The organism is Rhizobium sp. SEMIA4064, from assembly GCF_003025035.1.
In the GTDB taxonomy this organism is placed as follows: Bacteria; Pseudomonadota; Alphaproteobacteria; order Rhizobiales; family Rhizobiaceae; genus Rhizobium; species Rhizobium paranaense.
Genome location: NZ_PYJN01000001.1, coordinates 291295 through 312548, shown reverse-complemented (window position 1 = coordinate 312548; position 21254 = coordinate 291295). Strand labels below are relative to the sequence as shown.

19 protein-coding genes and 1 pseudogene are annotated in these 21254 nt (G+C 61.2%); 11 read left to right on the top strand and 9 right to left on the bottom strand.

Features of this window, described 5'->3' with window-relative positions:
- The 9 genes and pseudogenes from purU to C9E91_RS01460 all read left to right on the top strand — a co-directional run.
- A pseudogene (gene purU, locus C9E91_RS01505) lies at positions 1–183 on the top strand (formyltetrahydrofolate deformylase); the annotation flags it as partial.
- 222 nt (positions 184–405) lie between these two features.
- Complete coding sequence (locus C9E91_RS01500; protein ID WP_107106605.1) at positions 406–966, top strand: hypothetical protein; 561 nt, start codon at positions 406–408, stop codon at positions 964–966.
- Between the two features lie 152 nt (positions 967–1118).
- Complete coding sequence (locus C9E91_RS01495; protein ID WP_107106604.1) at positions 1119–4046, top strand: aminotransferase; 2928 nt, start codon at positions 1119–1121, stop codon at positions 4044–4046.
- Between the two features lie 511 nt (positions 4047–4557).
- Positions 4558–4752 (top strand): hypothetical protein, encoded by a 195-nt coding sequence (locus C9E91_RS01490; protein ID WP_107106603.1) that lies wholly within the window; start codon positions 4558–4560, stop codon positions 4750–4752.
- Positions 4753–5049: 297 nt separating this feature from the next.
- Complete coding sequence (locus tag C9E91_RS01480) at positions 5050–6048, top strand: P1 family peptidase (protein WP_107106601.1); 999 nt, start codon at positions 5050–5052, stop codon at positions 6046–6048.
- Positions 6049–6174: 126 nt separating this feature from the next.
- Entirely contained in the window at positions 6175–7704 is a 1530-nt protein-coding gene (locus C9E91_RS01475) for an ABC transporter substrate-binding protein (protein ID WP_107106600.1), read from the top strand.
- 91 nt (positions 7705–7795) lie between these two features.
- Positions 7796–8749, top strand: a complete 954-nt coding sequence (locus C9E91_RS01470) for an ABC transporter permease (RefSeq protein WP_107106599.1) — start codon at positions 7796–7798, stop codon at positions 8747–8749.
- Positions 8746–9612: an ABC transporter permease gene (locus C9E91_RS01465; protein WP_107106598.1), complete on the top strand. Its 867-nt coding sequence runs from the start codon at positions 8746–8748 to the stop codon at positions 9610–9612. The genes C9E91_RS01470 and C9E91_RS01465 overlap by 4 nt, the downstream gene beginning before the upstream one ends.
- Before the next feature lie 23 nt (positions 9613–9635).
- A complete protein-coding gene (locus tag C9E91_RS01460; RefSeq protein WP_107106597.1) occupies positions 9636–11027 on the top strand; it encodes an amidase in 1392 nt (463 codons plus the stop codon).
- 21 nt (positions 11028–11048) lie between these two features.
- On the opposite strand, the gene C9E91_RS01455 is transcribed toward C9E91_RS01460, so the two are convergent.
- Entirely contained in the window at positions 11049–11528 is a 480-nt protein-coding gene (locus C9E91_RS01455) for an Lrp/AsnC family transcriptional regulator (protein WP_107106596.1), read from the bottom strand.
- Positions 11529–11652: 124 nt separating this feature from the next.
- Between C9E91_RS01455 and C9E91_RS01450 the strand changes: the two genes are divergently transcribed.
- Positions 11653–12618, top strand: a complete 966-nt coding sequence (locus C9E91_RS01450; protein WP_107106595.1) for a DMT family transporter — start codon at positions 11653–11655, stop codon at positions 12616–12618.
- 36 nt (positions 12619–12654) lie between these two features.
- On the opposite strand, the gene C9E91_RS01445 is transcribed toward C9E91_RS01450, so the two are convergent.
- The 4 genes from C9E91_RS01445 to C9E91_RS01430 all read right to left on the bottom strand — a co-directional run bounded on the left by C9E91_RS01445 (position 12655) and on the right by C9E91_RS01430 (position 15989).
- Complete coding sequence (locus C9E91_RS01445; RefSeq protein WP_107106594.1) at positions 12655–12894, bottom strand: hypothetical protein; 240 nt, start codon at positions 12892–12894, stop codon at positions 12655–12657.
- Between the two features lie 78 nt (positions 12895–12972).
- Positions 12973–13827, bottom strand: coding sequence for a C40 family peptidase (locus tag C9E91_RS01440; RefSeq protein WP_107106625.1), 855 nt, complete (start codon positions 13825–13827; stop codon positions 12973–12975).
- A 115-nt stretch (positions 13828–13942) separates the two neighbouring features.
- Entirely contained in the window at positions 13943–14293 is a 351-nt protein-coding gene (locus C9E91_RS01435; RefSeq protein WP_107106593.1) for a MarR family transcriptional regulator, read from the bottom strand.
- A gap of 304 nt (positions 14294–14597) precedes the next feature.
- Positions 14598–15989, bottom strand: coding sequence for a leucyl aminopeptidase family protein (locus C9E91_RS01430; protein WP_107106592.1), 1392 nt, complete (start codon positions 15987–15989; stop codon positions 14598–14600).
- A 149-nt stretch (positions 15990–16138) separates the two neighbouring features.
- On the opposite strand from C9E91_RS01430, the gene C9E91_RS01425 reads away from it, so the two are divergent.
- A complete protein-coding gene (locus tag C9E91_RS01425) occupies positions 16139–16966 on the top strand; it encodes a tetratricopeptide repeat protein (protein WP_107106591.1) in 828 nt (275 codons plus the stop codon).
- 5 nt (positions 16967–16971) lie between these two features.
- Here C9E91_RS01425 and C9E91_RS01420 read toward each other — a convergent pair whose 3' ends face one another.
- The 4 genes from C9E91_RS01420 to C9E91_RS01405 form a co-directional block, all read right to left on the bottom strand.
- Positions 16972–17616 (bottom strand): LysE family translocator, encoded by a 645-nt coding sequence (locus tag C9E91_RS01420; protein WP_107106590.1) that lies wholly within the window; start codon positions 17614–17616, stop codon positions 16972–16974.
- 126 nt (positions 17617–17742) lie between these two features.
- The gene (locus C9E91_RS01415) at positions 17743–18723 is read right to left on the bottom strand and encodes a type II secretion system F family protein (RefSeq protein ID WP_107106589.1); all 981 of its coding nucleotides are present in this window, start codon (positions 18721–18723) and stop codon (positions 17743–17745) included.
- Positions 18724–18743: 20 nt separating this feature from the next.
- A complete protein-coding gene (locus tag C9E91_RS01410; protein ID WP_107106588.1) occupies positions 18744–19751 on the bottom strand; it encodes a type II secretion system F family protein in 1008 nt (335 codons plus the stop codon).
- Between the two features lie 10 nt (positions 19752–19761).
- Entirely contained in the window at positions 19762–21243 is a 1482-nt protein-coding gene (locus C9E91_RS01405; protein ID WP_107106587.1) for a TadA family conjugal transfer-associated ATPase, read from the bottom strand.
- Positions 21244–21254: the final 11 nt, after the last annotated feature.

The following is a 21254-nucleotide window of genomic DNA, read 5'->3' as shown; positions in this document are numbered from 1 at the left end:
ACGGCGCGCATCACGCATGCGCAGTCGGCGGAAGACTATGTCTCGATCGGCCGCGATGTCGAAAGCCAGGTGCTGGCCCGCGCCATCCATGCCCATATCCACTACCGCACCTTCCTCAACGGCAACCGCACCATCGTCTTCCCGGCAAGCCCCGGAAGCTATGCGTCGGAACGCATGGGCTGAGACGCGCAACGCTCGCCTTAGTTTTTTGAAGACAAAGCATTCTATCCGCTTGCAGGTCAGTCCACCTGCAGGCGGATGTTCCGGCGGACTGTTTCAAGCCGCCCGATGACGCGGCATTCGCAAGCGCGCGATTTGGTCCGAAGGACCACTATTTCCTTTTCCCGCCAAATTGCGATTTAATGCGACCGGTATCGAGTCGCTTGGAAGTTGCGGAGGAGGAAAATGCGATCATATCTGGATAGAATCCTGCCGCTTTCGGCCCTTGCTATCCTTGTGAGCACACAGGTGTCGACTGCCGCGATGACCTCGGAAGAAGACCCTACGAAGATCGATCTCACTAAACTGATCGAATGCACGACATACGACGTGCAAAGCTATAACAGCTTTGCCATGTGGCTGACCGGACCGGAAAGCGAAGATGCGATGAGACAGTTCGGCATTACCGAACAGCCCTCAAACAGCCTTCTGCTGCGGGAATTCAAGCTGGCAAAGCCGATTAGCGTTTTCGGGCGACAGACCGACAGGATCGCTTTTGCCTCCTCCGGCCCGCTTGCCCTGCTCAACGAGTCCGATCCACATCCTATTGCCAAGCAATTGGATGTCACCGCCGCGGTCGACAGGTTCGACAAATTCCTTGCCGAAAGGGAGATATTCTCCAAAAAGGAGCAATTGGAGAATTCCGATACGGTCCTGCACTCGCGCATTGCCCTCGATGTCTCGACCGATATCAACCATCCCGGCAAGACGCTCGCCGGCTGCAGCTATTCAATCGAGGTTGAGTGAAGTCTGCGTTCAAATGAACGCATGGCACTCTAGGCGAGCGCAATCGGGAGCCTATCTTCCGTATTAACGTTAGATCATCCTATTCGCTTTCGGTGATTTTCTTTTGGACGGAATGGTTTAGTGTCGATGCAGATGAACCATCCGGGGGTGCCATGACCGACGCCGCGCTCGTCAATCGTATGCAACTGCCAAGACCGGATACCACGCCGGAGGCGGCGGCGGAGATCTTGCAGACGCATTATGGCCTGGCCGGAACGATCACCGAACTCGGCAGCCAGCAGGACCGCAACTATCGCATCGACGCCGGTAACAATAGCTACGTTCTGAAGATCTGTCGGACGGAATACGACACGGTCGAGCTGGAGGCGCAGAACGCCGCCATCCGGCATCTGCATGCCAAACCGGATGCGCCGCGCGTACCCAATATCATCCCCTCGCTGAACGGCCGGGACATTCTTGTCGTCACCATTCGCGAGCAGGATTATCTCGTCCGGCTGCTCAGCTATCTCCCCGGCCAATCGCTGACGCGGCGCAAGCACCTGCCCACCGCCTCCGTTTCCGCGCTGGGTGCGCTCGCGGGGCGGCTCGCCCGCGATCTCGCTGATTTCGAACATCCCGGCCTCCATCGCAGCCTGCAATGGGACCTGCGCCGCGCCGGGCCGATTGCCGTGCAGCTCTTGTCGGCCATCACCGATCACGAAGCGCGCGACCGCATCGCCAAGGCAATGGTTGCGGCCGTCAAGCGCATCCAGCCGCTTGCAAGCGGGCTACGCGTGCAGCCCGTGCATCACGACGTCACTGGCGACAATGTCGTCAGCCACCCGGATGCGCATGGGCAGCCTATCCCGGATGGGGTGATTGATTTCGGGGACATCATCCAGGGCTGGCTGGTGGGCGACCTCGCCGTCACCTGCGCCTCGCTGCTCCACCATGCAGAAGGCGATCCCTTCTACATCCTCCCCGCCATCAAGGCCTATCACGCGATCTATCCGCTCGGGGAGGCCGAATTGAAGGCGCTCTGGCCGCTGATCGTCGCCCGCGCGGTGATTCTTGCCGCCAGCGGCGAGAAGCAGCTCGCCATCGACCCCGACAACGACTATGTACGCGGCAATCTGGAACTCGAGCGCGAGATTTTCGACGTCGCTACCGGCGCGCAGCCGGACGTGATGGAAGCGGCGATCCTGCGGGCCGCAGGCATCGATCTCGCTCCAATCGCCACCGAAGGCTGGTCCGCATTGCTGCCGGATATCGCATCGGATCATATTGCCGCCGTCGATCTTTCCGCGACCAGCCCGCATTTTTTCGACGGCAACTGGCTGAAGCCCGACATGGACTGGCGGTTGCTTGCCAAAGCGGCTATCGCCTCCGGCTCGGCTGCAACCCGCTACGGCGAATTCCGTCTATCGCATGCCGATCTCCTCAGCATGACGCCGCCGCAGAATTTCGCGTTGCATAACGATATCTGCCTGCCAGCCGGCACTACCGTCACAGCCCCCTTTGCCGGGCGCATCCAGTGGAACGGCCAACATCTCGTTCTGGTCGGCGAAGCCGTCAGCCTGCATCTTGATGGCGTCGAGTGTACTCTGGAAGAGGGCGCCGGTGTGGAGCAAGGGGCGATCGTCGGCACCATCGGCAGCGAGGGCTCGGCCATCGGGGGACTGCGCGTGCAGCTCTGCCGCGTCCCGGGGCTGGTGCCGCCGCTTTTTGCCACCGCCGATCAGGCCGATGGCTGGTCGACCCTCTGCCCCTCGCCCGCCATGCTTCTCAGCCAGGCCTGCGAAGCGCCGCGACTGGATAGCGCCGCACTTCTTACGCAACGCGAAGCGCATTTTGCCAAGCCGCAAAAGCATTATTACGACGCTCCACCGCAGATCGAGCGTGGCTGGCATGAATTCGTGTTCGACACGGAAGGGCGCGCCTATCTCGACATGGTCAACAACGTGACCATGCTCGGCCATGCGCATCCACGGCTGACGGCGGCTATCGAGCGGCAATGGTCACGGCTCAACACCAATTCCCGCTTCCATTACGCAGCCGTTGCTGAATTTTCGGAGCGCCTGGCAGCCTTGGCGCCGGATGCTCTCGACAGCGTCTTCCTTGTCAACAGCGGTTCAGAGGCCAACGATCTCGCCATCCGGCTTGCCTGGGCGCATACGGCCAAGAAAAACATGCTTTGCCTGCTGGAGGCCTATCACGGCTGGACGCTGGCAAGCGATGCCGTCTCCACCTCCATTGCCGATAATCCACGGGCGTTGACGACGCGTCCGGACTGGGTGCATCCGCTCGTTTCGCCCAATACCTATCGCGGCCCGTTCCGCGGTCCGGATTCGGCTGTGGACTACATGGCTGGCGTCACGACCCTGCTGGAGGGCGTGGACGAGAAGGGCGAGGGTCTTGCCGGCTTCATCGCAGAACCGGTCTACGGCAACGCCGGGGGCATCGCCCTGCCGCGCGGCTATCTCGCCGATGTCTACGCGGCCGTGCGTCAGCGCGGCGGCCTTTGCATCGCCGACGAGGTGCAGGTGGGTTACGGCCGGCTCGGCCATCATTTCTGGGGCTTCGAGAGCCAGGACGTCGTGCCCGATATCATCACCATCGCCAAGGGCATGGGCAACGGCCATCCGCTCGGCGCCGTTATCACGAGGCGGGAGATTGCCGAATCACTGGAGAAAGAGGGCTATTTCTTCTCCTCCGCCGGCGGCAGTCCGGTGAGCTCGGTGGTCGGCCTGACCGTGCTGGACATCATGACGGACGAAGGCCTGCAGGAGAATGCCCGAATCATCGGCGACCACCTGAAGGCAGGGCTGATCGCGCTGATGGACCATTTCCCGCTGATCGGTGCCGTGCACGGCATGGGCCTCTATCTCGGCGTCGAATTCGTCCGCGATCACGAGACGCTGACACCCGCGACGGAAGAGACGGCCGCTATCTGCGAACGGATGCTCGGGCTTGGCGTCATCATGCAGCCGACCGGCGATCACCTGAATGTGTTGAAGATAAAACCGCCGCTTTGCCTCTCGGCGGAAAGCGCCGATTTCTTCGTCAACGCCCTGGAAAAGGCGCTGAATGACGGCTTTTAGGCCCGTTATTCCCCGCGTTAACCATTGAGGTGATTTGGTGACGGAGCGATTTTAATCCTCCGAGGGCATTGTCGAATCTCATCGCAATTCCTATCTGTCTGACGGTGATCGGCAATGCCGCTCCGGGACGGGAGGGTCGCGAGAAGTTGATATAGTCTTTCTCGCAATTCAGCCTGATACGGAATTTTATTTTCCTGGTCGCCGACATTTTGACATCTTTCGGAATATGTTTCTGAAGATGAAATTGTTATTCTCTACTAAGTTTGTAGATAATAGCATACCAGATCGCGGGTTCCGCACTCGGAGCTCACACAAGTGCAACGCCAACTAAGGAAGTGACATGCTGAACTCTGTAGTCATCGCTTCGATCCTTGGGCGGTCCGTGCTTGGCCATGACCGCTCGGGCGTACTCTCCCGCCCGCGCTGTCGAATGTGACGTTCGTCCCCTTATCGGATTCAAACAGTCAATTCGCCATGTCTGCGCCGCTAGGGCGCGGAGGGAGTATTTTTTATGAAGAAACAAGTCATCGAATATGCTGGCGTTCCCGTCGGCATCGTCATTCCGGATGAAGACCGGCTGAAGTTTATCGCAGTGAAATACCACGTCCACGATCTGGACGAGCAGCGTTTCAGAAGCGCGGACGAGGTCAAGCTCGCCATCCGCGATCTCCTCATCCGCCAACAGGCCAAGCCGATCCACGTTTGATGGATCGGTTTAGCTGTTTCACAAGTTCATCACATCACCAGCCCTCGCTCTTTTAGGGACGCTTCGCTCCCGGAGCGGGGGCTGATCTTTTTGGCCGATCTTTCGCACGCCTCTTCGTCCGATCGCCGCATTTGCTCCGCACTCATGGCGAGGTGCGCAGGCTGAAAGCCGGAGCCTCGAACCACGAGGGTCGGCCCGAGCAGTACCCCCATTCGACAACCCCATCTTGTCTTTTCCCTTTCTTTGCGATCCTATCGCCATGACGACCTCGCGCTTTGAAAGGCGAAGGATTTTTCATTGGCTGATCTCCTCAATCTTCTGACCGATATCGAAGGCGTCTCCGTCGGTCATTGCACCGATCCTGCGCTGGGCTCCGGTGTCACCGCCATCATCTTCGAGGAACCTGCGGTCGCCTCCTGCTCCGTGCTCGGCGGCGCGCCGGGCGGACGCGACACGGCATTGCTCGATCCGGCGATGACGGTCAGTGTGGTCGACGGGCTGGTGCTGTCGGGCGGCTCGGCCTTCGGGCTCGATGCGGCGGGCGGCGTGCAGGCAGGCTTGCGCGATATCGGCCGCGGCCTGCAGGTTGGCACCGCCCGCGTGCCGCTGGTGCCGCAGGCGATCCTCTTCGACCTCATCAATGGCGGCAACAAGGATTGGGGCCTGCATTCGCCCTATCGCGATATGGGTTACGCCGCCTTCAAGGCGGCAGGCAAGGGCGCCTTCCCGCTCGGCACCGTGGGTGCCGGCACGGGCGCGACGACGGCGATGGTCAAGGGCGGCCTCGGCTCAGCCAGCGCCGTCAGCAGCCAGGGACATAGGATCGCGGCCATCGTCGCCGTCAATGCGCTGGGTTCTGCCACCATAGGCGAAGGACCGCATTTCTGGGCCGCACCCTTCGAGATCGACGGCGAATTCGGCGGCCTCGGCATGCCCGAAACCATCGACTCGCGCCTCAGGCTGAAGGGAGCGAATGTTACTGCAACAACGATCGGCGCCATCGTTACCGACGCTGCATTGACCAAGGCGGAAGCGCACCGGCTGTCGATCTGCGGCCATGACGGCTTTGCCCGTGCGCTGTTGCCCGCGCATCTGCCGCTCGACGGCGACACGGTTTTCGCCGCGTCGACGGGCAAGCACGAAAGAGCTGACCTGCAAAGCTTCATGGAACTCTGCCATCTCGCCGCCATCGTCATGGCGCGCGCCGTTGCCCGGGGCGTCTATGAGGCGACGGCGCTGCCGGTCCAGGGCGCGCTGCCGGCCTGGCGGGACCGCTTTCCGGATCGCGTGACCTAACCGGAGTTTTGCCCACGTAGACCCGGGCGCTGATCTATTTCGACCCTGCAAGATGACGCTATTTTGAAAAATTGGCCGTATGCCGAAGGGAAAATCGGTATCGCGAGCCGCAGCAAGGGAACTGAGATGACCAAAATTTTACGTCTGAGGCTCAGCGATTTTGCACGCCGTCTTGCCTATGGTGCCGCGATGTCTGCTGGGCTGCTGATGCTCGGCATGGCGCCGGCGGAAGCAGCCAAGACGACGCTGAACATCGGCATGAGCGTCGAACCCACAGGCCTCGATCCGACGATCGCTGCGCCTGTCGCGATCGGCCAAGTCACCTGGCAAAATATCTTCGAAGGGCTGGTCGCCATCGACGAAAGCGGCAAGATCGTTCCGCAGCTCGCGAAAAGCTGGGATATTTCTCCCGACGGCCTCACCTATACATTCAAGCTGCAGACCGGCGTCAAATTCCATGACGGCGAGGCGTTCGATGCAACAACGGCGAAATTCGCACTCGACCGCGCTCGCGACGCCAAGTCCGTCAATCCGCAGAAACGGTTCTTCGCCACCATCGCCTCGATCGACACGCCGGACCCCGAAACGCTGGTGCTGCATCTCTCGTCTCCGACCGGCAGCCTGCTCTATTGGCTCGGCTGGCCGTCTTCGGTCATGGTCGGCTCGAAATCTGCTGCCGACGACAAGACGACGCCTGTCGGCACCGGCCCATTTAAATTCTCGGCCTGGGGCAAGGGCGACCATGTGGAGCTCGTAAAGAATCCGGACTACTGGAACAAATCCGTCGACGTGAAGCTCGACAAGGTGACCTTCCGCTTCATTTCCGATCCGCAGGCGGAAGCCGCAGCCCTGAAGGCCGGCGACCTCGATGCATTTCCGGAATTCGCCGCACCCGAGCTGATGAGCTCTTTCGACGGCGATGCGCGACTGATGACCAAGGTCGGCAATACCGAACTCAAAGTCGTCGCCGGCATGAACAACACGCGCAAACCCTTCGACGATAAGCGCGTGCGCCAAGCCCTGATGATAGCGCTCGATCGCAAGACGATCATCGAGGGCGCCTGGTCCGGTTTCGGCACGGCGATCGGCAGCCACTACACGCCGAACGACCCGGGATATCAGGACCTGACGGGGACATTGCCCTATGACCCAGCCAAGGCCAAGGCGCTGCTTGCCGAGGCAGGCTATCCCAACGGCTTCACCTTCACCATCAAGACGCCGCAGATGGCCTATGCGCCCCGTAGCGCCCAGGTGATGCAGGCGATGTTTGCCGATATCGGCGTCACCATGAATATTGAGCCGACGGAATTCCCGGCAAAATGGGTGCAGGACGTCTTCACCGGCCGCGACTACGACATGACCATCGTAGCCCATGCCGAGCCACTGGACATCGACATCTATTCGCGCGAACCCTATTATTTCAATTATAAGAACCCGGTCTTCAACGAGCTGATGAAGAAGATCCAGCTAACCGCCGATCCTGCTGTGCAGAACAAGCTCTATGGCGAGGCGCAAAGCATTCTTGCCGAGGATGCCCCCGCGCTCTTCCTCTTCGTCATGCCGAAACTCGGGGTCTGGGACAAGAAGCTGAAAGGGCTCTGGGAGAACGAGCCGATCCCCTCGAATGTCTTGGCCAACGTCTCCTGGGAAGACTGATCTCTTTCACTCCCGCACACACGGCAGGGCGGACCCCTTCGCCCGCCGTGAAATGTTTCGATGCCGGACCTGATCCGGCGGTGGACATGCAATGATCGTACTTCTTACCCGCCGGATCATAGGTCTTATCCTGACCCTGATCGCCGTTTCGTTGCTGGTCTTTACGGTGATGGCCCTGCTGCCGGGCGATCCCGCCGCCATCACGCTCGGCACCTCGGCGACGCCGGAGACGCTTGCGGCGCTGCGGCACGACATGGGCCTCGATCGACTATTGTTCATTCGCTACGGCCAATGGCTTGCCGGCGCGCTGACGGGCGATCTCGGCAAATCCTATACTTACGGCGTGCCGGTCGCCGGTCTCATCATCGAGCGGCTGGCCGTAACGTTGCCGCTTGCCATCCTCGCCATCATCCTTTCCATGCTCGTCGCCGTGCCGCTTGGCGCCGCCGCCGCCGCAAGACGCGGCGGCTTCTTCGACATGGTCGCCACCTTGTTTTCACAGATGGGTATCGCCGTTCCGGGCTTCTGGGTCGGCCTGCTGCTGATCCTCCTGTTTGCCACCTCGCTCGGCTTGGCGCCGGCCGGCGGCTTTCCTGGCTGGAGCAACGGAGTTTGGCCCGCCTTGAAATCGCTCGTGCTGCCGGCTGTCGCGCTGGCTCTGCCGCAGGCGGCGGTATTGACCAGGGTTACTCGCTCGGCCGTACTCGACACGCTGCATGAGGATTTTGCCCGCACGGCAGTCGCCAAGGGCCTGTCGCGCAGCGGCGTGCTCTGGGGGCATGTGGTGCCGAATGCGCTGGTGCCGGTGCTCACCATCCTCGGGCTGCAGTTCACCTTTCTGGTTGCAGGCGCCGTGCTGATCGAGAATGTCTTCACCCTGCCTGGCCTCGGTCGCCTCGCCTATCAGGCGCTCAGCCAGCGTGATGTCATCGTGCTTCAGGACGTCGTGCTGTTCTTTGCCGGCCTCGTCATCGTCGTGAACTTTCTGGTGGATCTCTCCTATCTCGCCATCGACCCCAGACTGCGCGCCGGAGGGGCACGATGAACATCGTCGAAACCGTCGCCCCTGCCCTGCCACGTCGCTCCCGTTTTCGGGTGCTGCGGCGCACGAACCTCATGCTCGGCGCCCTGATCATCGTCGCCCTCGTCTGCGTCGCCATCGTCTCGCTGTTCTGGACGCCTGTACCGCCGGCGAAGATGCAGATCATCCACAAGCTGCTACCACCTTTCGGCTTCGGCCTTCTCGGCACCGATCAGCTTGGCCACGACGTATTGTCGATGCTGATGGCCGGCTGCTGGAATTCGCTGTCGATCTCCGTTTCTGCCGTTGCGATCGGCGGGACGCTCGGAACAATCATCGGCGTTACCGTCGCTGCGCAACGGGGCCTGCTCGAAGCGCTCGTCATGCGGGCCTGTGACGTGATCTTCGCATTGCCGCCAATCCTCTCGGCGATGATCCTCGGCGCATTTCTCGGAACCGGGCGCGAAACCGCCATTATCGCGATTGCCGTCTTCATGGTGCCCGTATTTGCCCGCGGCGCACTCGCTTCGGCGCTGCAGGCCTGGAGCCGGGATTATGTGCTGGCGGCGCGCGCCATCGGCAATACGCAGCTTGCCATTACGGTCCGCCATGTCCTGCCGAACATCATGGGTAGCATCATCGTTCAGGCGACGATCCAGCTTGGCCTCGCGATCCTGACCGAGGCCGGGCTTGCCTACCTGGGCCTCAGCGTGCCGCCGCCGGCGCCGACCTGGGGGCGGATGCTTGCTGACGCGCAGACCTATTTCCAGGCCGCGCCGTGGCTGGCCCTGCTGCCAGGCCTTGCCATCGCGCTCTCCGTCCTCGGCTTCAACCTGCTTGGCGACGGGCTACGCGATCTCCTCGACCCCCGCGAAGCGACACGCTGATTGAGACATAAAGAGTATAGATCATGACCGAAGCGACCGATCTTTCCATCCACGAACTCAAAGGCAAATTCACTGAGAAGAGCCTGTCTCCCACCGAATATTGGCTTGCACTCGAAAAGCATATCGAGGCGTGGGAACCGACAATATCGGCTCTCTATGCCTATGATCCCGAGGATGCGCGCAGGCAGGCGGCCGCGTCCACGGAGCGCTGGGCAAAGGGCGCGCCGCTTGGACCTCTCGACGGCATTCCGGTGACGCTGAAGGAACTGATCGCCACCAAGGGGCAGCCGGTACCGCTTGGCACGGCCGCGGTCGAGCTCATTCCCGCCGCCGAGGATGCGCCGATCGCCGCGCGCCTGCGCGAGGATGGCGCAGTGATTTTCGCCAAGACCACCTGCCCGGATTACGGCATGCTCTCCTCCGGCCTTTCCAGCTTCCACCAGCTCAGCCGCAATCCGTGGGACCCCTCGCGGAATCCGGGCGGCTCCAGCGCCGGCGCATCCGCCGCAGCCGCAGCCGGCTATGGACCGCTGCATATCGGCACCGATATCGGCGGCTCGATACGCCTGCCGGCGGGCTGGACCGGCATTTTCGGCTTCAAGCCGAGCCATGGCCGCATTCCGATCGATCCCTATTATCTCGGGCGATGCGCCGGACCGATGACCCGCACCGTCGAGGATGCCGCCTTTTCCATGGCGACGCTCTCGCGTCCCGACTGGCGCGACTGCACCAGCCTGCCGCCAAACGAGATCGACTGGATGGATCTCGGCATCGATATCCGTGGCATGAAGATCGGCTTGATGCTGGAGGCAGGCTGCGGCCTGCCCGTCGAGGACGAAGTGCGCGACGCGGTCGTTGCCGCCGCCAAGCGTTTCGAGGCGGCCGGCGCCATCATCATCGACGTCGCGCCGGTGCTGACCCGGCAGATGCTGGACGGGCTTGATGCCTTCTGGCGCGCGCGTTTCTGGGGCGATATCGTCGGATTGAGCGAGGAACGCCGCAACAGCATCCTGCCCTATATCCATAGCTGGGCGAAGGGTGGCGCCGATATCAGTGGCGTCGATGCCGTGCGCGGCTTTAATCAGACCATCGAGATGCGTAGGAGTTGCGGAAGGCTCTTCGCAGAGGTGGACGTCGTGCTTTCGCCGACCAACCCGATCGTCTCCTATTCCGCCGAATGGGCCTCGCCCACCAACGACCCTGCCCTGCCCTTCGAGCATATCGGCTTTACTGTTCCCTGGAACATGTCGGAGCAGCCGGCCGCGTCGATCAATTGCGGCTTCTCCCGCTCCGGCATGCCGATCGGCCTGCAGATCATCGGCCCGCGCTTCGGCGATCTGTTGGTGCTGAAACTGTCGAATGCCTATGAGACATGGACCGGCGGGGTCACGAACTGGCCGAAGCGGCCGGGATGAACAGCAGGCATAGATAGTCGGCTAATCCCGCACCAATGGCACGGAAAGACCGATCTTCACCCGGTCCATGGTGACGAGCGATTTGAACTTCGTGACATTCGGATTGTCGTAGAACAGACGCCGCGTCAGCGCCTCGTAGTCGGACATGCTGGCCACGACGACGACAAGCACGAAATCCGCTTCGCCGGTGACCTGATAGCATTGCTGAACTTCCGGCGCCTCCAGGAAGCTGCGCTTTATCGCATTGACAAGGTCATAACGCTCGTTTGCGATATGGACCTCGACGATGATGGTAATCGGCAAACCCACGGCTGCCGGATCGACAACGACGATGTCAGCCTGAATGACGCCACTCGCCTGCATGCGCTTGATGCGCCGCTGCACGGCAGGCGCAGACAGATTGACCAGTTCACCAATCTTGCGCTGCGGAACAGCGTTGTCCTTTTGGAGGATTTCGAGAATCGCCAGGTCGAATTCATCGAGATCGACGGGTTTGCGCATTTCAAAACATCCTTACCGCAAAGAAGAAACAAAATTGCATGAAAACCATCAAAATGGAGCCAAATCCTCTTTCCGCCTGTATTAGCTTTGCGCCACAAATTACCTGACTTGCAAAGGCACGAGAATGTCACAACCGGACACTGAATACGATATGCGCGCCGCAGATCTTGGCGAGACGGCGAATGCAAACCACTCTGCCGCCGGCAAGGCAGGTTCCGACGGCTCGAAAGAGTTCTTTTTCGGCGTCGTGGCGATGCTCCTTGCGGCGCTCGCCATGAGCATCTCCCCAAGCCTCGTCCGTCTGGCCGACGTCGGACCTTTCGCCAGCGCATTCTGGCGTGTCTTCCTGGCCTTGCCGATCCTTTGGATCTGGATGCGATATGCGGAGGTTGCGGACGTCACGGCGCCTCGCGCCAGCTTTACGATACCGACCATTCTCGCCGCCATCGCCTTTACGGGTGACCTGCTCTTCTGGCACCTCGCCATCATGCAGACGACCATTGCCAATGCGACGTTCTTCGCAACCATGGCGCCGCTGTGGGTCGTCATTTTCGGCTGGCTTCTACTGCGGCAGAGGGTTGATCGTGCCACGCTTGTTGGCCTTCTGGTCTGCCTTGCAGGCGGTGCGGCGCTTGTGGCGCAAAGCCTTGCATTCAATCCAAGCCGCGCCGTCGGCGATGCGCTGGCTATCATTACCGGCGCCTTTTTCGGCCTCTATTTTCTGGCGGTCGGCACGGCGCGTCCAAACACAAATGCCGCGCGCGTCACCTTCGAGCTCAGCATCATGACCTCGGCGATCCTATTCCTCGCCGCCTTCTTCTTCGAACCGCGGATATTGCCGCAGTCGATCTCGGGATGGTGCGTGCTTCTGGCGCTCGGCCTTATCAGCCATGCCGGCGGACAGGGGCTGCTCTCGGTGGCGCTTGGAAAGCTGCCAACCGTCTTTTCCTCGCTCGTCATTTTCCTGGAATCGATCGCAGCCGCGCTTTTCGCCTGGTTCCTGTTCAGCGAAAACGTCACGCTGATACAGGCCCTCGGCGGTATCGTCATTATCGCCGGGATCTGGATCGCGCGGCCACGCACACCCTAAAAATACCTATTCGAAGCGAGCTGAGGGTGCCATCGCCTACCGGGTGGTGGCATCCTTTTCGGGCATGTCGGCATTGAGATCGCGCAGCGCCTTTTCGATGACGCGTAGGTCGTCCTGAAGGCCATCATCTATGCTCATCATGCGTTTGCTGCCGGCACGCTGGATGCAGCACGCTTCGCTTTGCAGCTCACGGAGCCGATCGATCTTGCGACTATGCCTCAGATGAGCGTCGCGCAGGATATCCCTGACCACCTGTTCCATCGCCGTAATTGGCATGATGCTTCTCCTCTCGAACAAGACGGGTGTTCAATCGAGGAAATAACGGTTTAGATTCAGGCTGGTTCCGGCCGGCTCTCAACCCGCCAGGCGGCGGTAGCCTGTCGGCTGCTCATAGAGCCAGCCGATGCGCTCGACGGCGGCGGCAAAATCTTCACGCGCCGTGGTCATGGTATGGCCGTTGGCATGCACGATGGTTTTCTCGTCTTCCATGATGGCGACATGGCCTTTCCAGAAGACGAAATCGCCGCGGCGCAATTCCTCGCGGCTGATCGGTTCGCCGAGGCCAGCCGCCTGCATGTCCGTATCGCGCAGCGAGGCGCGGCCCGTCATCAGCAATGCGAGCTGCACCAGTGCGGAGCAATCGATGCCGAGGCCGGACCGACCGCCCCAGAGATAGGGGGTTTCCAGGAACCGCAAGGCGACATCGACATAATCGCCGCCGTCATTGTAACCGATCGGCTGTACATGCTTGGCGAAGATGGCCGTGCCGTCTTCGAGGACGACATAGTGGTTCCCCCGCGTCTCGGCCGTGCCGGTGACGCGCACACGGCTGCCCATGGACAGGATATCGGTATGGGGCTTGCGCAGCTCCGGCTCGGGATAGAGAAACGTCCGCTGTGTCACAACGACATGAGTGGGTGGCGCCTGTTCACTCCGGATCGTATTTTCGGGAAGATAGCCGACATAACCATCCGACAACGCTTTCACCCAGCACCAGCCATCCTTTCGCTCGAAGACATCGACCTCTTCGCCAAACAAGAGTTCGGTATCGATGCCGCGCGCCAGATCCGGCTGCTGGCGAAGCGCGACGACGGGAGCGACGACCTGCGCCCTGGTACCCTCGACAAAACGGTCGGCCTCGACCTTGCCCCGCAGAGAGGCTTCGGCAAGATCGGGCCGAAAGGCGTTGAGGCGGCGGTCGAGCATCATGAGCATGGTCCTCTAGAGCAATTCCAGGAAAAGTGCGTGAGCCGCTTTCCGTCCGTAATTGCGTGAAAACAAAGAGATAGAGCAGTTCAGCGATTCCGTGAAGCGCTGAACTGCTCTAGACTGATAGTTTGCGGCCTTGCTCGATGACGAGATCACCGAGCTTTTCCAGATAGAGCGCGCCTGAGACAGTACGCTTGATGATGACATTGCGGCGATCACGCTCGTCGCGGACGCGGTCGACCAGCCCCATCTCACCCATCGTGTCCAGGGCACGGGTGATGACCGGCTTGGTTACGCCAAGCGTTGCGGCGAGCCCCCGCACCGTATGCGGTGGCGGCACGAGATAGATCTGCAGGAGGATCGCCATCTGCCGAAGCGTCAGATCATGACCCTCGCGACGCACCTGCTCGAGCGCCACGCCTTGCCAGAGGCCAAGAGCCTGCGAGGCAGAGAGTTCAAGCGGCAAGGGCAACCTCGGAGATCGTTACGCTACCGTTTCAGTCTCGGCCAAGATCATGGCGGTTTCAAGGGGAATTCGCCAACCTTCGCCCCGCGATGCGGGGAGAAGGTGGGACCGAGACATAGAGCGGAGCGAAAGGTCGAGGGCTCGGATGAGGGGCTTTCTCGAAAGCAACCCCAAAACGGGAATCTCCGTCTTTTCGGACCGGTTATCGGTGATGGTCAGGCCAGTCCGCCGTTGTCGTGCTTTTGTGCCTGGCCCCTCACCCTAACCCTCTCCCCGCGATGCGGGGAGAGGGGACTATAGGCCTCTACCGCACACTCTGCCGGATATGATGATACAGCGCCCGGATCGCCTGCGCCTCGCCGCCGCCCGGCGAATGCGGGCGTTCGCTCTGTGCCCAGCCGAAGATGTCGAAATGCGCCCAGCTCGGCGTTTTCGTCACGAAGCGCTTGAGGAACAGGGCAGCGGTGATCGAGCCTGCCATGCCACCGGCGGGGGCGTTGGTGATATCGGCGAATTTGGCACGGATATCCTTGTCGTAGCCCATATAGAGCGGCATGCGCCACAGCGGGTCGTCGGTCTCGAGGCTCGCTTCGGTGAGATCGCGGGCGAGATCGTCATCATCCGTAAAGAAGGGTGGCAGGTCCGGGCCAAGCGCGACACGGGCTGCACCGGTCAGCGTCGCCATGTCGATCAACAGATCGGGCACTTCTTCGTCGGCATAGGACAGTGCGTCGGCGAGGATCAGACGGCCTTCGGCGTCGGTATTGTCGATCTGCACGGTCAGGCCCTTGCGGCTCTTGTAGATGTCGCCGGGACGGAAGGCATTGGACGAAATCGAGTTTTCGACGACCGGAATGATGACGCGCAGATCGACCTTCAGCTTGGCGTCCATGATCATCAGCGCCAGGCCCATGACGTTGGCGGCGCCGCCCATATCCTTTTTCATCAGCAGCATGGAAGATGCAGGCTTGATATCGAGGCCGCCGGTGTCGAAGCAGACGCCCTTGCCGACTAAGGTAATGCGGCGATGACCCTTTTTGCCCCAGCGCAGCTCCAGCAGGCGCGGCGCATCGGCGCTGGCGCGGCCGACTGTATGAACCAGCGGGAAATTCTCCTTCAGGAGGTCATCGCCGACGATGACGGACACATCCGCCTTATAATGTGCGGCGAGTGCCCGGAAGGCTGCTTCTAGCTGTTCCGGCCCCATATCGTTCGTCGGCGTATTGATGAGGTCGCGGGCAAGGAAGACGCCGGCGAGCTGGCGCTTGATGTCGGTCGCGTCCGTGTCGCGCGGGATCATCAGCGTCGGCGGAGTTGCCTTTTCCGATTTGTAACGCTCGAACCGGTAGCTGCCGAGGCCGAAGCCGAGCGAAAGCCGGTTTGCCGTGAGCGGTGCGGTCTCGATATGCCAATCGCCGGCCGGCAGGTTGCGCGCCAGCCTGCCAGTCAGGAAGGGCTGTTCCGAAGGGTTGGAGCCAAGGCCGAACAATGCGCCGCCGAGATGGCCTTCCTCGGTCGGAATCAATAGCAACGAACCGCTATCGGCCTTGTAGCCGGCCTTACGCGCCCAATCGAGCGCGATGGGATCGATGGTGCCGGTCTCGATATGCGCCGGAGTGACGGCAAAGATCGGCAACGTCGCACCGCCCTTCGAGTTGAAGGGACTTGCACGCTCGATGAATTGATAGGGGGCCATAACTATCCTTTGGCAATGATTTCCGAGAATCGCAGATTAACTGTCTGTTAGGGTTAACAGATTATTGCTGGAGCGAACATTGCGTCAAACCTTTCCCTGTTCCGATTTGAGGCCAGGCGCAGGACTCAAGCATTCCGGGAATAGGCGCCATGGCCACTTCGTCAACCTCGTCTACATTCAAGACCTTCCTGCTCCACAGTGCTTCGGCAGCGCTCGTGGCGCTTGCCCTCGCCGGCTGCTCGACGACCGGCAAAGACAAAATGACGACCGGCTCCATCCCGACGATGTCGAAGAAGCCAGTCGAAGAGATGAACGGCTCGGATCTCGCGCAGGCGACCCTTAGCCTTGGCAAAGCCTATGACGCCAATCCGAAAGACCGCGATACCGGCGTCAACTACGCCAACGCGCTGCGCATGAGCGGCCGCAACGATCAGGCGCTCGCGGTCATGCAGCAGGTGGCGATCGCACATCCGAATGATCGTGGCGTGCTGGCTGCCTACGGCAAGGCCCAAGCCGCCGCCGGGCAGCTCCAGGACGCGCTCGCGACCATCGATCGCGCGCAGACGCCGGACCGGCCGGATTGGCGGCTGGTTTCGGCCGAAGGCGCGATCCTCGATCAGCTCGGGCGCTCGACCGAGGCGCGCGGCAAATATCGCGACGCCCTGGTGTTGCAGCCGAACGAGCCGTCGATCCTTTCCAATCTCGGCATGTCCTACGTGCTGACCGGCGATCTGAAGTCCGCCGAGACCTATCTTCGCTCCGCCGTCGCTCAGCCGGCGGCCGACAGCCGCGTCCGCCAGAACCTGGCTCTCGTGGTCGGGCTGCAGGGCCGCTTCGCCGAAGCCGAGCAGATCGCCCGCCAGGAACTGACAGCGCAGCAGGCCAACGCCAATGTCGCTTATCTGCGCTCCATGCTGGCGCAGCAGAATTCCTGGCAGAAGCTCGCTGCCGGCGACGCCAAGAAAGCGGTCAACTAAACCTTTTAGCGCCAGATGTGACGCGGCAGGCCTTCCGTGACTAGCCGGGCGCCGAGCGCTCCCATGACGGCGCCTGCGACCCTGTCGATCCAGAGCTTCGCCCCGAGATAGAGCGCGCGTGGACGGTTCGATGAAAAGGCGATGGTCACCACCGTGTACCAGCCCACCTCGATGGCGAAGACGGCCGGCGGCAAAGCGAAAATCAGCCATGCAACGGGCTGCGCGGGGAGAAGCGCGGCAAAGATGCTGCCGTAGAAGATGGCCGTCTTCGGATTGCTGAGCTGCGTTCCAAGCGCGAACCAGAAATTGCGCCGGATACTCCCGCCGCTCGGGGTGGCAGGGGTGTCGATAGCGACGTCATGTGCCGCGCCGCGCCAAATGCGAATGCCGATATAGATCAGATACAGGCCGCCGGCGACCTTCAGCGAGAGATACAGCCATTCGACTTGCATCAGAAGCGCATTCAAGCCGAACAAGGCCAAGGTCGCGAAGGTAACACTGCCCACGCCCATGCCGAGAGCGGCGGCAAGGCCCGCCTTGCGCGACCGGGAAACGGCGATGCGGGAAACGAGAACGAAACTCGGGCCGGGACTGACCGCCCCAATGAAAACCGCAGCGATGATGCTGAAAAAGATGGCTATGGACGACATGCAAATCCTCCCGGACTAGCGTCCGGGCGAGCGGCGCTTTCCTCCCGCGCCGATACCATCCATCTCATCGCCCGTGACGCAGGATTGGAAACTAGTCACGTCCTACGCCGGCGGCAAGTTTGTATGTCAGAATTTATCCATCACCTGGATAGCCGCCGGGCCGAGGATAACGGCCATGAGGACGGGCAGGAAGAAGACGATCATCGGCACGGTCAGCTTTGGCGGCAGGGCGGCCGCCTTCTTTTCCGCTTCGTTCATGCGTTCGTCGCGGCCTTCCTGCGCCAGCACGCGCAGCGCCTGCGAGATGGGCGTGCCGTAACGCTCGGCCTGGATCAGAGCCTGCGTCACCGATTTGACGATTTCGATCTGCGTACGGCTGGCGAGGTTGTCGAAGGCGCTACGGCGATCCTGCAGGAACGAGAGTTCCGCCGTGGTCAACACCATTTCTTCGGCGAGCGGTGCCGACTGCTCCGCCATTTCCTCGGAGACGCGACGCATGCCTGCTTCGATGGAAATGCCCGATTCCACGCAGATCAGCATCAGGTCGAGCCCATCCGGCCAGGCGCGCTTGATGGATTTCTGCCGTTTGGTCATGCGATTGGAAATATAGATATTCGGCGCATAAAAGCCGAGATAGGCGGTGCCGATGACGCCAAGAAGGCGAAACGCGAACGGCTTGGCAGCGAAGTAGCCAAGGACGAAAACGAAAATGACGGCAACCATCAAAAACAGGAACGGCAGCAGAAAACGCGCCACCAGGAATATGTTCAACGCATTTTCCGAGCGCAGACCGGCCGCCCGCAACCGATTGACCGTGTTGGTATCGACCAAGGCCGTGCGGAGATTGAAGCGCTCGACGATCTGACGGACATTGCGGTTGTTCTGGCTGCGCAGCGACGCCTTGCCGCCGTCGGCCGTCAAGCGGGCGCGTTCCCGGGCGCGGATTTGTTCGCGCTCGGTGGAAACGGCCTTCATGCGCTTGTTGAGATCACCGCGCTCCAGGAAGGGCACGGCGATCGTGTAGAAGGTAGCAAAGACCGCAATCGCGACGAAAACGGCAAGAATCATGCCGGGATCGGTCAATTTACTGGCTAAATCGGAGGACATGGCTCGGCGTCTCCTTCCGGTTAAATCTCGAAATTGACCATGTTGCGCATGATATAGATGCCGACCGACATCCAGATGCCGGCGCCCCCCAGGATCAAATGGCCGCGCGGATCGGTGAAAAGGATGATCATGTATTGCGGCGAGGTCAGATAGACGAGCGTCGCGACAATGAAGGGCAGCGAGCCGATGATGACGGCCGAGGCTTTTGCTTCCATCGATAGCGCGGTGACTTTCGCCTTCATCTTCTTACGTTCGCGCAGCACGCGCGCAAGGTTGCCCAGCGCTTCGGACAGGTTGCCGCCGGCCTGCGCCTGGATGGAGATGACGATGGAGAAAAAGTTCACCTCCTGCAACGGCATATGGTTCCTCATGCGCGCGCAGGCGTCGGGCATGCTGAGGCCGACTTGTTGGGCTTCGACGACGCGACGGAATTCGGACCTCACCGGCTCGCGAGCCTCGCTCGCCACGAGCCGTACGGCGTCATTGAGCGGCAGGCCCGAGCGGATCGAACGGGTGATGAGATCCAGCGCATTGGGGAATTCATCCAGAAACTTGTTCTGCCGGCGCTTGATGAGGAAACCGATGACCCAACGCGGCAGGCCGAAGGCCGCGGCGAAGGGAAGGCCGAGTATGACGGCGAGCGGCGCGCCGACCAAGAGGACGACAAGCATGACGAAGAAGCCGAACAGGACGCTGAAGAGATAGAAACGCCCTGGCGTCACGGAGAGGCCGGCTTGCCCGAGGCGCATTTTCAGCGACTGCTTCTGTTTGGTGTTCTCCAACTGGCGCTTTTCCAGCTCCTTCAGCGAATCCTGCATCGATTTGCGCCGTTTCGACAATTCCTGTACGCGGTCGCGCGCCGCCTTGACCTTCGCGCGGTCGGTCTCGGCCGATTTGATGCGGTTGACGCGACCGTCGGTTTTCTTCTGCACCTCGATCCGGGAATAGAGAATGCCGTAACAGACAGCCGCCGCGGAGACGGCTGCAAGCACCACAATCAGAAGCACCATCGGATCGACACCGAACATCGGGAAAGTCCTATTTCGACTTGTTTTCCATTTCGTCGAGGGCAGTCGCCAGGCGCTTTTCCTCGTTGTAATAGCGGGCGCGGTCCCAGAAATTCGGCTTGCCGATGCCGGTCGACATATGCCGTCCGATGATGCGGCCGCTCGCATCTTCGCCTTCGATTTCGTACCGCATCAGATCCTGCGTGATAATCACATCGCCTTCCATGCCCATCACCTCGGTGATCTGGGTAATGCGGCGCGAACCGTCGCGCAGGCGGGCAGCCTGGATGACGACGTCGACGGAAGTTGAGATGATCTCGCGCACCGTCTTTGCCGGCAGGCTGAAGCCGCCCATGGCGATCATCGATTCCATACGGCTCAGGCACTCGCGCGGCGTGTTGGCGTGGATCGTGCCCATCGAACCGTCATGGCCGGTATTCATCGCCTGCAACAGGTCGAAGACTTCCGGTCCGCGCACTTCGCCGACGATGATGCGTTCAGGGCGCATACGCAGGCAGTTCTTGACGAGATCGCGCATGGTGATCTCGCCCTCGCCTTCGATGTTTGGCGGGCGCGTTTCGAGGCGGACGACATGCGGCTGCTGCAGTTGCAATTCGGCCGTGTCTTCGCAGGTGATGACGCGCTCGTCGCGATCGATGTAGTTGGTGAGGCAGTTCAAAAGCGTCGTCTTGCCCGAACCCGTACCGCCGGAAATGACGACATTGCAACGAACGCGGCCGATGATCTGCAGCAGCGTAGCGCCCTCCGGCGTGATGGCGCCGAAGCGGACGAGCTGGTCGAGCGTCAGCTTGTCCTTCTTGAATTTACGAATGGTGAGCGCCGGGCCGTCGATCGACAGCGGCGGGGCGATGACGTTGACGCGCGATCCGTCCGGCAAGCGGGCGTCGCAGATCGGGCTGGATTCGTCGACGCGGCGGCCGACCTGGCTGACGATGCGCTGGCAGATGGAAAGGAGCTGGGCATTGTCTCGGAAGCGGATTTCCGATTCCACCGTCTTGCCGCCGACTTCGATGAATGTCTGGCCTGCGCCATTGACCATGATGTCGGCGATATCGTCGCGGGCAAGCAGCGGCTCGAGCGGACCGTAACCGAGCACGTCGTTGCAGATGTCATCGAGCAGTTCCTCCTGCTCGGAAATCGACATCGCGAAATTCTTGATGGTGATGATGTCATTGACGATGTCGCGGATTTCCTCGCGCGCTGCCTCGGCATCGAGCTTGGCGAGCTGCGACAGGTCGATCGTATCGATCAGCGCGGAAAAGACCTGCGACTTGGTATCGTAATATTCTTCGGTGCGCGCCGGCCGGCGGCGGGTCGGCGTCTGCATCGAAGGCGGCGCCACTTGCTGGCGTTGTTGCGACCCCTCGCGCGCCGGCTCTACCAGCACGGTCGATGCCGCAGGCGCAGCCGCGGACGGTGCACGCGGCGGCGACGGCGGGGGCGTTACGCCGCCGCTTTTTGCAGGACCTTCATTTCCGCGTCTGCCAAACATGCCGTCGATCC

Bases quoted from the DNA above. Each gene is read 5' to 3' on its own strand.
- C9E91_RS01500 (WP_107106605.1), top strand. From the start codon at position 406: ATGCGATCATATCTGGATAGAATCCTGCCGCTTTCGGCCCTTGCTATC.
- C9E91_RS01495 (WP_107106604.1), top strand. From the start codon at position 1,119: ATGACCGACGCCGCGCTCGTCAATCGTATGCAACTGCCAAGACCGGAT.
- C9E91_RS01490 (WP_107106603.1), top strand. From the start codon at position 4,558: ATGAAGAAACAAGTCATCGAATATGCTGGCGTTCCCGTCGGCATCGTC.
- C9E91_RS01475 (WP_107106600.1), top strand. From the start codon at position 6,175: ATGACCAAAATTTTACGTCTGAGGCTCAGCGATTTTGCACGCCGTCTT.
- C9E91_RS01470 (WP_107106599.1), top strand. From the start codon at position 7,796: ATGATCGTACTTCTTACCCGCCGGATCATAGGTCTTATCCTGACCCTG.
- C9E91_RS01465 (WP_107106598.1), top strand. From the start codon at position 8,746: ATGAACATCGTCGAAACCGTCGCCCCTGCCCTGCCACGTCGCTCCCGT.
- C9E91_RS01460 (WP_107106597.1), top strand. From the start codon at position 9,636: ATGACCGAAGCGACCGATCTTTCCATCCACGAACTCAAAGGCAAATTC.
- C9E91_RS01455 (WP_107106596.1), bottom strand. From the start codon at position 11,528: ATGCGCAAACCCGTCGATCTCGATGAATTCGACCTGGCGATTCTCGAA.
- C9E91_RS01450 (WP_107106595.1), top strand. From the start codon at position 11,653: ATGTCACAACCGGACACTGAATACGATATGCGCGCCGCAGATCTTGGC.
- C9E91_RS01445 (WP_107106594.1), bottom strand. From the start codon at position 12,894: ATGCCAATTACGGCGATGGAACAGGTGGTCAGGGATATCCTGCGCGAC.
- C9E91_RS01440 (WP_107106625.1), bottom strand. From the start codon at position 13,827: ATGATGCTCGACCGCCGCCTCAACGCCTTTCGGCCCGATCTTGCCGAA.
- C9E91_RS01430 (WP_107106592.1), bottom strand. From the start codon at position 15,989: ATGGCCCCCTATCAATTCATCGAGCGTGCAAGTCCCTTCAACTCGAAG.
- C9E91_RS01425 (WP_107106591.1), top strand. From the start codon at position 16,139: ATGGCCACTTCGTCAACCTCGTCTACATTCAAGACCTTCCTGCTCCAC.
- C9E91_RS01420 (WP_107106590.1), bottom strand. From the start codon at position 17,616: ATGTCGTCCATAGCCATCTTTTTCAGCATCATCGCTGCGGTTTTCATT.
- C9E91_RS01415 (WP_107106589.1), bottom strand. From the start codon at position 18,723: ATGTCCTCCGATTTAGCCAGTAAATTGACCGATCCCGGCATGATTCTT.
- C9E91_RS01410 (WP_107106588.1), bottom strand. From the start codon at position 19,751: ATGTTCGGTGTCGATCCGATGGTGCTTCTGATTGTGGTGCTTGCAGCC.
- C9E91_RS01405 (WP_107106587.1), bottom strand. From the start codon at position 21,243: ATGTTTGGCAGACGCGGAAATGAAGGTCCTGCAAAAAGCGGCGGCGTA.